The 11,645-nt window shown below is 60.5% G+C and carries 13 protein-coding genes; 8 read left to right on the top strand and 5 right to left on the bottom strand.

Features of this window, described 5'->3' with window-relative positions:
• Positions 1-45: 45 nt before the first annotated feature.
• Together NOM67_RS05855 and NOM67_RS05850 are read right to left on the bottom strand one after the other, a co-directional pair.
• Positions 46-603, bottom strand: a complete 558-nt coding sequence (locus tag NOM67_RS05855; protein ID WP_033113701.1) for a TMEM165/GDT1 family protein — start codon at positions 601-603, stop codon at positions 46-48.
• A 246-nt stretch (positions 604-849) separates the two neighbouring features.
• Entirely contained in the window at positions 850-1,179 is a 330-nt protein-coding gene (locus tag NOM67_RS05850; RefSeq protein WP_041208481.1) for a translation initiation factor, read from the bottom strand.
• A gap of 119 nt (positions 1,180-1,298) precedes the next feature.
• Here NOM67_RS05850 and NOM67_RS05845 point away from each other — a divergent pair, with 119 nt between their 5' ends.
• Genes NOM67_RS05845 through NOM67_RS05835 form a run of 3 tightly spaced genes read left to right on the top strand, consistent with a single transcriptional unit; the run spans position 1,299 to position 4,088 of the window.
• Positions 1,299-1,526 carry a FeoA family protein gene (locus tag NOM67_RS05845; RefSeq protein ID WP_033113699.1) on the top strand — a complete coding sequence of 76 codons (228 nt, stop codon included), beginning with the start codon at positions 1,299-1,301 and terminating at the stop codon, positions 1,524-1,526.
• Between the two features lie 55 nt (positions 1,527-1,581).
• A complete protein-coding gene (feoB, locus tag NOM67_RS05840) occupies positions 1,582-3,852 on the top strand; it encodes a Fe(2+) transporter permease subunit FeoB (RefSeq protein ID WP_255934561.1) in 2,271 nt (756 codons plus the stop codon).
• Positions 3,849-4,088: a FeoC-like transcriptional regulator gene (locus NOM67_RS05835; protein WP_041208478.1), complete on the top strand. Its 240-nt coding sequence runs from the start codon at positions 3,849-3,851 to the stop codon at positions 4,086-4,088. Before feoB ends, NOM67_RS05835 begins: the two co-directional genes overlap by 4 nt.
• Before the next feature lie 100 nt (positions 4,089-4,188).
• Here the strand turns inward: NOM67_RS05835 and NOM67_RS05830 are convergent, their stop codons facing one another.
• Both NOM67_RS05830 and NOM67_RS05825 read right to left on the bottom strand, forming a co-directional pair.
• Positions 4,189-4,839 (bottom strand): DUF2913 family protein, encoded by a 651-nt coding sequence (locus NOM67_RS05830; protein ID WP_255934557.1) that lies wholly within the window; start codon positions 4,837-4,839, stop codon positions 4,189-4,191.
• A 90-nt stretch (positions 4,840-4,929) separates the two neighbouring features.
• Entirely contained in the window at positions 4,930-6,225 is a 1,296-nt protein-coding gene (locus NOM67_RS05825; protein WP_041208476.1) for a DEAD/DEAH box helicase, read from the bottom strand.
• Between the two features lie 281 nt (positions 6,226-6,506).
• Here NOM67_RS05825 and NOM67_RS05820 point away from each other — a divergent pair, with 281 nt between their 5' ends.
• The 5 genes from NOM67_RS05820 to NOM67_RS05800 all read left to right on the top strand — a co-directional run bounded on the left by NOM67_RS05820 (position 6,507) and on the right by NOM67_RS05800 (position 10,077).
• The gene (locus NOM67_RS05820; RefSeq protein ID WP_042033148.1) at positions 6,507-7,133 is read left to right on the top strand and encodes an O-methyltransferase; all 627 of its coding nucleotides are present in this window, start codon (positions 6,507-6,509) and stop codon (positions 7,131-7,133) included.
• 32 nt (positions 7,134-7,165) lie between these two features.
• Positions 7,166-7,561, top strand: a complete 396-nt coding sequence (locus NOM67_RS05815; protein WP_215801471.1) for a nuclear transport factor 2 family protein — start codon at positions 7,166-7,168, stop codon at positions 7,559-7,561.
• 270 nt (positions 7,562-7,831) lie between these two features.
• The gene (locus tag NOM67_RS05810) at positions 7,832-8,605 is read left to right on the top strand and encodes an amino acid ABC transporter substrate-binding protein (RefSeq protein WP_042033150.1); all 774 of its coding nucleotides are present in this window, start codon (positions 7,832-7,834) and stop codon (positions 8,603-8,605) included.
• Positions 8,606-8,662: 57 nt separating this feature from the next.
• On the top strand, positions 8,663-9,319 hold the full coding sequence (locus NOM67_RS05805) for an amino acid ABC transporter permease (RefSeq protein ID WP_156853465.1): 657 nt from the start codon (positions 8,663-8,665) through the stop codon (positions 9,317-9,319).
• Positions 9,316-10,077 (top strand): amino acid ABC transporter ATP-binding protein, encoded by a 762-nt coding sequence (locus NOM67_RS05800; protein WP_255934546.1) that lies wholly within the window; start codon positions 9,316-9,318, stop codon positions 10,075-10,077. The genes NOM67_RS05805 and NOM67_RS05800 overlap by 4 nt, the downstream gene beginning before the upstream one ends.
• Positions 10,078-10,226: 149 nt before the next feature.
• On the opposite strand, the gene NOM67_RS05795 is transcribed toward NOM67_RS05800, so the two are convergent.
• Positions 10,227-11,642 carry an FAD-dependent oxidoreductase gene (locus NOM67_RS05795; protein ID WP_101531289.1) on the bottom strand — a complete coding sequence of 472 codons (1,416 nt, stop codon included), beginning with the start codon at positions 11,640-11,642 and terminating at the stop codon, positions 10,227-10,229.
• Between the last annotated feature and the right edge of the window lie 3 nt (positions 11,643-11,645).

Raw genomic sequence — 11,645 nt, 5'->3', positions numbered from 1 at the left:
AGCCCTCCGAAGAGGGCTTGTGTAGAACCGGTGGCCGGATTGCTGCTAGACGAAGATAAGGGTGCTGACCCCGAGCCCGACAAAGAGCAGGGCACAGGCGATGCGGATCGCCTTGAGTGGCAGCTTGTCCGCCCCCAGCTTGCCGATCAGCACCACAGGGACGTTGGCCAGCATCATGCCGAGAGTGGTACCGGTTACCACCTGAATGAGGGAATCATATTTGGCGGCCAGCAGCACGGTGGCAATCTGGGTCTTGTCGCCAATCTCGGCAATAAAGAAGAGCACGAAAGTGGCCATGAAGGGGCCGTACTTGTCGAGGGAGCTCTCCTCATCATCCATCTTGTCCGGCACCAGGATCCAGATCGCCATGGCGATAAAGGCAGCCGCGACCAGATAGGTCATCACCTTGGGGTCGAGCCAGCGACTGATAAACTCGCCAATCCAGGCGGCGCCTGCATGGTTGAGCAGGGTCGCGGCCAGCATGCCGGCGATGATGGGCCAGGGTTTGCGAAAACGACAGATGAGCAACAATGCCAGCAGCTGGGTTTTATCGCCGATCTCGGCAATCGCAACGCTGAGGGTTGAAGTTAACAAGGCTTCCATAGATATGACCGGGGGACGGAATTGTTATAAACCAAAGACAAGCCAACGCCATCCGTCCCCGGTATTGGCGCTGGCCCGTCAAAGGTCTTGTCAAATCCATGGATAAACTGGATCACCCTGACCATGGTGAGTTGGCACCAAGTATGTTGATCAGGGTCGCAGGCCGGTGCGGATCCGGTATGCGAGACTACTCCCCCTCGATGGGAGCGGGCATTCTAGGGAAAAACCGCATGGGTGACAAGGGGATCAGCCACCCACCAGCTTGACGCTGAAGCCAGCCTTCTCCAGCTCGGCCTTGATCAGCTCCCGTTTGTCCCCCTGGATCTCGATAACACCCTCCTTGAGCCCGCCACCGGTGCCGCACTTTTTCTTGAGCAAGGTGGCGATTGCCTTTTGCTGTTCGGCGGGGACGCCGTGAATGGTGATGACCCCGGCGCCCTTGCGCCCCTTGGTCTCGCGGCGCATGCGCACCACGCCGTCGGTGGGGAAGGGGGAGGAGGATTGCGGAGCGTTCTGCTCCTTGATTTGACCGCCATCTGTGCTGTAAACAAGGCGGCTGTTGCTGTCGTGACTCATGAGGTTACTTTACGGGTTAGCTAAGCGGAGTTTGATTTTACTCAAATAAAAGTTGAAGACACAGATTATAATGCCCCAAGTAAAAGCGAATTATTATTGTTTAACTTCAGGAGTCAGTCATGGTACTCACGCAGTTGTCACCTGGACAGAGTGCTCGCATCAAGAATATGAATCAGTTGTCCCGGCCGTTGCGTCGCAAGCTGATGGTGATGGGCTTGTTGCCACAGACTGAAGTCATCTATCTGCGGTCTGCCCCGCTGGGGGACCCGCTCCAGATCCAGTGTCAGGGGATCTGTCTCTCCATGCAAAAGAGTTTGGCCCAGCAAATTGAGGTCGAACCGGTATGAGTTGCTTGTCCACCCGCAAGAGCCCGGTTCAGAAGAAAATAGAGGTAGCGCTGGTATGAATTATTCACTGGTTACGGTCGGCAATCCCAATAGCGGCAAGACCTCCCTGTTCAATGCCCTGACCGGCGCCCGCCAGCAGGTCGGCAACTGGAGCGGGGTCACCGTCGACAAGAAGATGGGCGAATTTTCCGCCGGTGGCCACGATTACAAGCTGATGGATTTGCCGGGCATCTATAGCCTTGCCAATCAGGAGGCGAGCCTTGATGAGCAGATCGCCAGCCGCTATGTGCAGGGCCATCAGCCCGACCTGCTGCTCAACGTCATCGACGCCGCCAATCTGGAGCGCTCCCTCTACCTCACGCTGCAACTGCGCGAGCTGGGGCTGCCGATGATCGTCGTGCTCAACAAGATGGATATCCTGAAAAAACGCCGCGTCACCATTAATGAAGGGTTGCTCAGTCAGGCGCTTGGTTGCCCGGTGGTGGCCCTTTCTGCCCACAATCGCCAGCAGGTTGCCGCCTTCAAGAGCCAGATCCACGGCTTTATCGGCAAGTCCCAACAGGCACTGATGCTCGATTACGGCACTGATCTTGAAAAGGATCTGGCGGAGCTGGAGACCCTGCTCGCCCCGCACCACCTCACTACCCGTGGCCGCGCCCTGCGTCTGCTGGAGGAGGATGCCGCGATGCAGGAGACCCTGCTGCCCGGTCAGCAGGCTGCCGCGACCAATGTGGTGACCCGCGCCCATCAGGGGCAGGATATCGATCTGCAGCTGGCGGACATCCGCTATGGCCACATCCATCTGTGGGCCAGTCAGGCGTGCCAGCAGCAGGGCAAACTCACAGTGGCCCAGAGCGAGAAGCTCGACCGGGTGCTGCTCAACCGCTGGATCGGCATCCCCTTCTTCCTGTTCGTCATGTACCTGATGTTCATGTTCGCCATCAAGGTGGGCAGCGCCTTTATCGACTTCTTCGACATCATGGGCAACGCCCTGTTTGTCGAAGGTGTGCACCACCTTTTGGGGCTGGTCAACGCGCCCGACTGGCTGGGGGCCATTCTGGCCGATGGCTTCGGGGTCGGTTTGCAGACCGTCGCCACCTTTATCCCGGTGATTGGCTGCCTCTATCTGTTCCTCGCTGTGCTGGAGAGCTCCGGCTACCTGGCCCGCGCCGCCTTCGTGGTGGATGCCCTGATGCGCCGTCTCGGTCTGCCGGGCAAGGCGTTCGTCCCCATGCTGATGGGCTTTGGCTGTACCGTGCCCTCGGTGATGGCGACCCGCACCCTCAACTCCGAGCGGGAGCGGTTGATGACCTCGGCCATGGCCCCCTTCATGTCCTGCGGTGCCCGCCTGCCGGTCTACGCCCTGTTTGCGGTGGCCTTCTTCCCCGAGTCCGGCCAGAACCTGGTGTTCGGTCTCTACCTCATCGGCATTCTGGTGGCGGTGCTGACCGGTCTGCTGCTGCGCAGCACCCTGCTGCCGGGCAAGAGCGACTCCATGGTGATGGAGATGCCGGACTACGAGTGGCCGCGTCCGGTCAACGTTGGCATCAAGACCTGGCAGAAGCTCAAATCCTTTGTCTTTGGCGCCGGTAAAACCATCGTGCTGGTGGTCGCCGTGCTGAGCGTGCTCAACTCGCTGGGCACCGATGGCAGCTTCGGCCATCAGGAGCAGGAGAGCTCGGTGCTGAGCAAGATCAGTCAGGCTGTTACCCCTGTGCTGCACCCCATCGGCGTGCGCGATGACAACTGGCAGGCCACGGTCGGCATCGTCACCGGCATCTTCGCCAAAGAGGCGGTAGTCGGTACCCTCAACAGCCTCTACGCCGGTGGTGGCGCAGAGGAAGAGAAGGGCGAATTCTCCCTTGTCGCCAGCTTCCACGAAGCGGTGGATGCCGTGGCGACCAATCTGGCCGAGATCAACCCGACCGACCCTATGGGCCTCGCGGTTGGCAATCTCGACGATCAGAAGGCGGCTGCCGAGGAGCAGGAGGTGGATGTCTCCACCTACGGCAACATGCAGACCCACTTCGACGGTGCGGCCGGTGCGTTTGCTTACCTCCTGTTCGTGCTGCTCTACATGCCCTGCGCCGCCGCCATGGGGGCCCTGGTGCGCGAAACCGGCCGCCAGTGGGCGCTCTTTACCGCCGCCTGGTGCAACTACATGGCCTTTATGTGCGCCACCGTCTTCTATCAGCTGGCCACCTTCGCCGCTCACCCCGAGCAGAGCCTGTTCTGGGTCGCGAGCTATGGCCTCTCCTTGCTGCTGCTCTGGTGGGCCGGTCGCCGTCACGGTGACATCGTCGCCCGCAAGGTGGTGACATTATGATCCTGCGCGAGCTGGGGGATTACCTCGCCGCGCAGCAGAAGGTGAGCCGGCGCGAGCTGGCTCGCCACTTCCACACCTCGGAAGATGCGGTGGAGGCCATGCTCGGCGTCTGGATGCGCAAGGGGCGGGTCATCAAGCGCGAGAGCCGGGTCTGTGGTGGCAGCTGCTGTGGCAAGAGCGAGGAGGTGATGTTCGAGTGGTGTGCCCCGGGCCAGATTGGCATCAAGGTAAGTTAAACAGCAATCGAATATCATCTGGAAAAACTGAACAATAAAAAACGGCAGACCTTGCTTCCAAGCAGGGTCTGCCGTTTTTTTGGGGCACAAACAGGCGGGATCAGGCGCTCTGGCGAGCTTCGCTCAGCAGCGCCAGGGCTGGCTGTTCGTTGCCCGGCATCAGCCGGTAGGCCTTGTGGTGTTTGACCAGGGTGGTCTTCTTGTTGCCCTGGCTCAGCAGCAGCCCCTGTTTGCAGGCCGCACTGGCCAGCAGCTGCTCATCGCCACGCACATAGAGGGTGAGGGGCTCGATAAGCTCGCCGCCCTCGATATGCCCTGCATATTCGCCGTGGCTTACCACCAGACTGGCCTGACCGCCCGATTGCAGGCGCAGCCTGGCGTTCACTTCGCTCTCGGTCAGTACCAGCCAGCCCGCCTGTTCCAGCTCAGCCAGCATGTTGGCCAGCTTGCTCCCCAGTTGCAGCGGATTTGCCATGGCGCTCTGGTACTGGCTGACGATGCGCTCCAGCAGCCCCTTGAGATCGGCGCCGGCCCCCAGGGTGCGGCCAAGCTGCACCCAAGCTTTCAAATCTTCCATCACCAGACGGGAGAAGCGCTTCTCCTTGAGGGAGTCCGCCATCCAGGTGCAGAGGAAGTGGCTCTCCTGCGCCGGCGTGCGCTTGCCGGCTTTCTGTTCGCCGGTGCGGGCCAGCTCGGCCAGACTCTGGGTGGCCATCTCGAGCAGGGCCTGATTGTAGGTTGATAGGGTCATGGTGCCTCCTCCGGTGGGGCGAGTCGTCATCACAGGGCAAGAGAAAGGCGCCGGTGGCGCCTTCATCATATCGGTACAGCGAGTGGCTGCTTACTTGGGCTGGCGCGGCTTCTTGGCGGCGGCCAGACGCTTGAGGCGTTGCCCCTGCAGCTTGGCTTCGGCCATCGACTGGGCGGCGGCGTTGTCGTCGCGACGGGCACGACCGCCAAAGCGGCGACGCTCTTCGAGCTGCTTGATCAGCATCTCGCGGCTGCTCACCTCATAGCCCGGCACCATGATGCGACGCAGTTTCTGGCCGATCAGCTTCTCGATCTCGAGCAGGGTGCGCTCCTCCTCGCGGCTGACGAAGGAGATGGCCTGACCGCGCTTGCCGGCACGACCGGTACGGCCGATACGGTGGACATAATCCTCGGCGAGGAAGGGGAGGTCATAGTTGACCACGTACTCCAGATCCGGGATATCCAGACCGCGGGCGGCCACTTCGGTGGCGACCAGCACCCGCACCTTGCCCTCCATAAAGTCGCGCAGGGCGCGGCGGCGGCTGCCCTGAGCCTTGTCACCATGGACCACGGCTGACTTGATGCCGTCGAGGTTGAGCTCCTCGACCAGCTCGTCGCAGCTCTCGCGGGTACTGGCAAAGACCAGCACCTGTTGCCAGTTCTGCTTGCCGATGAGCTCGGAGAGCAGCTCGCGCTTGCGCTTCTGCTCGACCGGATAGACCACCTGGCTCACGGTGTCAGCGGTGGTGTTCTGTTTGTTGACGCTAACCACTTGCGGCTTGTCGAGCATCACATTGGCGAGCTTCTTCACCCCTTCGGAGAAGGTGGCGGAGAAGAGCAGGTTCTGGCGGCCCTTGTTGGCTGCTTGCAGGATCTGCTGCACATCGGCGCTAAAGCCCATGTCGAGCATGCGATCCGCTTCATCCAGCACCAGACACTCCACGGTGGAGAGGCTGAGGTTGCATGCGGTGAGGTGTTCGACCAGACGGCCCGGAGTGGCCACGATGATGTGAGCGCCCGCTTTGAGCTTCTTGGCCTGCACATCCTGCTTGCCGCCACCCACCAGAGTGATGACGCCAAGATCCAGATAGCGGGCAAACGCCTTGATGTTGTCGGCGATCTGGGCCGCCAGCTCGCGGGTCGGGGTGAGGATCAGCACCCGGGTGCTGGATGGCGCGGCTGCGGCAGGGGTATCGACCAGACGCTGCAGGATGGGCAGGGCGAATGCGGCGGTTTTGCCGGTGCCGGTCTGGGCGCTGGCCAGCACGTCGCGGCCACGGCGAATGGCCGGGATCGCCTGCTGCTGCACAGGGGTCATCTCCTGATAACCGCACTCCGAGACGGCGCGCAAAATCTCGGGGGCAAAATCGAATGCTTCAAATCTCATATCGGTTTCCTGTGATCCAGCTGGATTGTGTTCGGCTTGACAAGCCGGCATGGGCGAACGGTCGCGGATTGCCACTGGTGGCCGCCCCTGATACAGCATCAGCGCAGCCTGAAAATGGCGGGCGCGAAGTGTAACAGATAGGCGCAGCAAATTCTGCCTCAATTGGCCAGAGTTTTTTATCGGTTTTTTTAACCGGCGCAAGGTTTTGGTCGCCGCCATTTGACTCCAAAAATGCCAGCCGTAAGGATAGTGGCTATTGATAGTCATGAAAGGAGAGGGCGATGAGCGGGTGCGAGAGCGGTTTGCCACAGCAGGCGGCGAGGGCCAATACCCCCCTTGAGCGTCTGAAGCAGGCGCTGGAGCAGTTTGGCGAGCAGCACGACCTGGCGCAGACGGATCGCGCCGACAAGATGCTCAACATTACCCGCGATACCGGCGAGCTGCTGGCGGTACTGGTGCAGACGCGCGGGGCGCAGGCGGTGCTGGAGATCGGCACCTCCAACGGCTACTCCACCCTCTGGCTGGCCGAGGCGGTGGCCCGGCTCGATGGTCATGTCACGACCATCGAACGGGATGAAGCCAAGCGGGCGCTGGCGCAGGCCAATTTCGAGCAAGCCGGTCTTGCCGGGCGGATCACCCAGCTGGCCGGGGAGGCGGGAGCGCTGTTGCCCACCCTGCCATCGGCGGGCTTCCCGCTCATCTTTCTTGATTCCGATCGCCGGCAATACCGGGCGTGGTGGCCGCAGTTGCAGCGTCTCTTGCCCCCGCGCGGCTTGCTGGTGGTCGATAATGCCATCTCTCATCGGGAGGAGCTGGCGGAATGGATGGCTGAAGTGGCGCAGGATCCCCGTTTTGTCACCTCGCTGGTGCCGGTGGGCAAGGGGGAGTGGCTGGTGGTGAGAGTGTGAGCAACCTGAACATGAAGAGGGAGGTGGCAGTGATGAAACCGGTGGCAGTGGTGGAAGCCTACTGGCAGGCGATGCAGAGCAATGATTTTGCCAGGGCGGCGCGATGGCTGGGGGATGAGTTTGTCTGTGACTGGCCGCAATCGGGGGAGCGGATCCTCGGGCGCTGCAACTTTGTCGAGATCAATCGCCGTTATCCGGCCGCCGGGCCGTGGAGTTTCACCATAGTCCGCCTGCTGGCACAAGGAGACGAGGTGGTGAGCGAAGTGCAGATCACCGATGGGGTCGTGCATGCCCGGGCCATCACCTTTCATCGGGTCGAGGGCGATCGCATTGTGCAGCAGACCGAATATTGGCCGGAACAGTATGAGGCCCCCGCCTGGCGCCGTCCCTGGGTGAGCAAGCTAACCCGCACGCCAGAACTCATCTAAAAAGAGCGCCGCCGGTCACTCTGATGGCTGGCGGTGTTTGCCATGTTCAAGCCATCCCACCCTCGTTATCCATTATTTCGCTAAATATCACCATATTTCATGGTTTGGCCATGGGATATGGCGCGATATGTTTTGCCCAAGCCAGCTCGATATTTGCAAGGCATACATCTGAGTTTTTAGATATTTGCATCATCCATGCAAGAGACGGTTTCATTAATACGGTTGTCGTTGGCGACTCATGGGAAATAAAAATATAACGAGGTAAATAATATGAACAAGTGGCACACTCTCTTTTTACTGGCATCCCTTCCGTTGACCCTGGTGACTTCTGCCGAGGCACAATCCTCCCTTGCGGCGATTCAGCATAGTGGCGTGATAAAGATTGGCACCGAAGGGGCCTATCCTCCGTTCACCTATCACGACAAGAGCGGCAAGCTGGTCGGCTTTGATGTGGAGATTGGCGAGCTTATTGCAAGCGGCCTCGGTGTGAAACCGGAGTTTGTCGAGGGCAAGTGGGATGGCCTTATCGCCGGGGTGGATGCCAAGCGCTACGATCTGGTGCTCAACGAGGTGGCCATCACCCCGGAGCGGCAGAAAAAGTATGATTTCTCAGATCCCTATATCACCTCCAAGGCCGTGGTAGTGGTGCACAGCGACAACCACAGCATCAACAGCTTTGCCGATCTGAAGGGCAAGAAATCCTCCCAGTCTCTGACCAGCAACTTTGCCCAGCTGGCCAAAAAGTCGGGGGCCGAGGTGGTCGCCACCGAGGGCTTCAACCAGTCGCTGGCGCTGGTACTGACCGGGCGAGTGGATGCCACCATCAACGACAGTCTCTCGTTCCTCGACTTCAAGAAACAGAAACCGGATGCCAAATTGAGGGTGGCGGCGACCGAGGCGAAGGGGGATCAATCGGCGGTACTGCTTGCCAAGGGGCAGCCGGAATTGCTGGCCGCCATCAATCAGGCGCTGCGTACTGCCAAACAGGATGGCAACTATCAGAAAATATCTCATAAATATTTTGGTACTGATGTCTCGCAATAATATTGCCGGAAAATAATAACTAGCGAGGAAATTAACGTGCCAGCCTGGTTGCAGTTAATGATCGACTCTTTTTGGCCCCTGCTTAGCGCGGGGCTTATTTTTACCGTGCCACTGACCCTGATCACTTTCGTTTTGGGAATATTGCTCGGCTTGCTGGTGGCGCTGGCCAGACTATATGGCCCGACACCATTGGTGGCACTGGTCCGTTTTTATGTCTGGCTTATTCGTGGTACGCCGCTGCTGGTACAGCTCTTTCTGATTTTCTATGGCTTGCCGAGTGCCGGCATTGTGCTGGATGCCTTTACCGCCGCGGTGATCGGGTTCACCCTCAACATCGGCGCCTACAGCTCGGAGATCATCCGCGCCACTCTGGCGGCGATCCCGAAAGGGCAGTGGGAAGCGGCCTATTCGATTGGCATGAACTGGCCCCAGGTGATGTGGCGGGTGATCCTGCCGCAGGCGGCGCGTATCGCGGTGCCACCGCTCTCCAACACCTTTATTTCACTGGTCAAGGACACCTCGCTGGCGGCGGCAGTGACCGTGCCCGAGCTGTTTCAGGCTGCCCAGCGGCTTGCCTCTGTCACCTATGAGCCGCTCATTCTCTACAGCGAGACAGCCCTCATCTATTTGATGTTCAGCTCGGTGCTCTCCACCTTGCAAGACCGGCTGGAGCGCAAGTTGACCCACAAAGAGACCCGGGAGGTCGCCCTATGATCCGGTTGCGTGGTATCGAGAAGCTGTTTGGCGGGCAGCAGGTGCTCAAGGGAATTGATCTTGCCATGGTGGCGGGCAGTGTGACCGCCCTGATTGGCCCCTCCGGCAGTGGCAAGAGCACCCTGTTGCGCTGTGTCAATGTGCTGGAGCGGCCGGATGCGGGGCATCTGGTGCTGGGGGGGAGCGAACTCGATTTTTCTCACCATCTGCCTCGCCAGAGCGTGCAGGCATTGCGTCAGCAGACCGGCATGGTGTTCCAGAATTTCCAGCTGTTCCCGCACATGACGGTGCTGGAAAACGTGATTGAGGGGCTGGTGACCGTGTTGAAGTGGCCAAGAGCGAAAGCGGAGGCGCGCGGCTTGCAACTGCTCGACAAGGTGGGGCTCAGGCACAAGGCCGAGGCGGTGCCTGCCACCCTCTCCGGTGGCCAGCAGCAGCGGGTTGCCATTGCGAGGGCACTGGCGCCATCGCCCAAGGTACTGCTCTGTGATGAACCCACCTCGGCGCTGGATCCCGAGCTTGCTCAGGAGGTGGTGACCGTGCTGCGCCAGCTGGCCCGGGAGGGAACCACCATGCTGATTGCCACCCACGATCTGCGGCTGGCCGCCCAGATAGCGCAGCAGGTGATCTTTCTGGAGGCGGGTGAGGTGGTGGAAGCAGGCAGCGCACGCCAGATGTTCACCACCCCCAAGCGGGCGCGGACTTTCGAGTACATCTCTACCCTCACCGAACGGTTGCCGGAGAGCTGGAGCATCTAGCCGCTCCCCGGACGAGGTTGAGGGAGTGATAGGTGACAAGCTGCCAGCGAGAACTCCTAGCCTTAAATTCCGAGCCTTAAATTCCTAGCCTCAAAAGAAGAGCCCCGCACTGGCAGGGCTCTGTTTTGGGTTGACTGAGGAAGTGCAGGTTAGACCGCCAGATAGTCCATGATCCCTTCGGCGGCTTTGCGCCCTTCGTAGATGGCGGTGACCACCAGATCGGATCCGCGTACCGCATCGCCACCGGCGAACACCTTGGGGTTGCTGGTCTGGAAGGCATACTCCGCCTGTTCGCGGGCCTTGATGCGATCCCGGTTATCGAGCTCAATGCCGAACTCCGCCATCCAGGGCTGGGGGTTGGGCTGGAAGCCAAACGCCATCACCACCGCATCGGCGGCAAGCACCTGCTCTGAGCCCTCGATGACCACCGGATTGCGGCGGCCATTGGCATCGGGTTCACCCAGCTCGGTGCTCACCACCTTGATGCCGACGGTGCGACCGCTGGCATCCAGCTCGACCGCTACCGGTTGCAGGTTGAACATGAACTCGACCCCCTCCTCGCGGGCGTTTTTCACCTCCCGCTTGGAGCCCGGCATGTTCTCCTCGTCGCGGCGATAGGCGCAGATCACCTTGTCAGCCCCCTGACGGATGGCGGTACGCACGCAGTCCATGGCGGTATCGCCACCGCCCAGCACTACCACCTGCTTGCCGGCGAAGTCGATGTAGTCGGCTTGTGCCTTCTCGAACCCCAGCAAGCGGTTGGCGTTGGCGATGAGGTAGGGCAGGGCGTCATAGACCCCCGGCGCCTCTTCGTTGGCAAAGCCGCCCTTCATGTACTTGTAGGTGCCGACCCCGAGGAAGACCGCATCGAACTCGCCGAGCAGGTCGGCGAAGGTGATGTCCTTGCCCACTTCGGTCTCGAGACGAAACTCCACGCCCATCCCCTGGAAGATCTCGCGGCGACGCTGCATCACCTCTTTTTCCAGCTTGAAGGAGGGGATACCGAAGGTGAGCAGGCCACCGATCTCCGGATACTTGTCAAACACCACCGGGGTGACACCGTTGCGCGCCAGCACGTCGGCACAGGCGAGACCAGCAGGGCCGGCACCGATGACGGCGACCCGCTTGCCGGTCTTGACCACGTTCGAGAGGTCGGGCTTCCAGCCCATCTCGAACGCCTTGTCGGTGATGTACTTTTCGATGTTGCCGATGGTCACCGCACCGAAGCGATCGTTGAGGGTACAGGAGCCCTCGCAGAGGCGATCCTGCGGGCAGACCCGACCGCACACTTCCGGCAGGCTGTTGGTCTGGTGGGATAGCTCCACCGCCTCAAGAATGCGCCCCTCTTTGGCCAGTTTCAGCCAGTTGGGGATGTAGTTGTGGACCGGACACTTCCACTCGCAATAGGGGTTGCCGCACTCGAGGCAGCGATCCGCCTGCATCTGTACCTGCGGCTGATTGAAGGACTCGTAGATCTCCACAAACTGGATTTTGCGGATCTTGAGCGGCTTCTTGGGCGGGTCGACCCGCTGGACATCGATAAACTGAAATACGTTCTGGCTCATAGG

It is taken from the genome of Aeromonas sp. SG16, from assembly GCF_024436135.1.
GTDB classification, from domain to species: domain Bacteria; phylum Pseudomonadota; class Gammaproteobacteria; order Enterobacterales; family Aeromonadaceae; genus Aeromonas; species Aeromonas jandaei.
The sequence above is the reverse complement of the archived record's forward strand: the minus strand, read 5'-3'. Positions and strand labels throughout refer to the sequence as shown.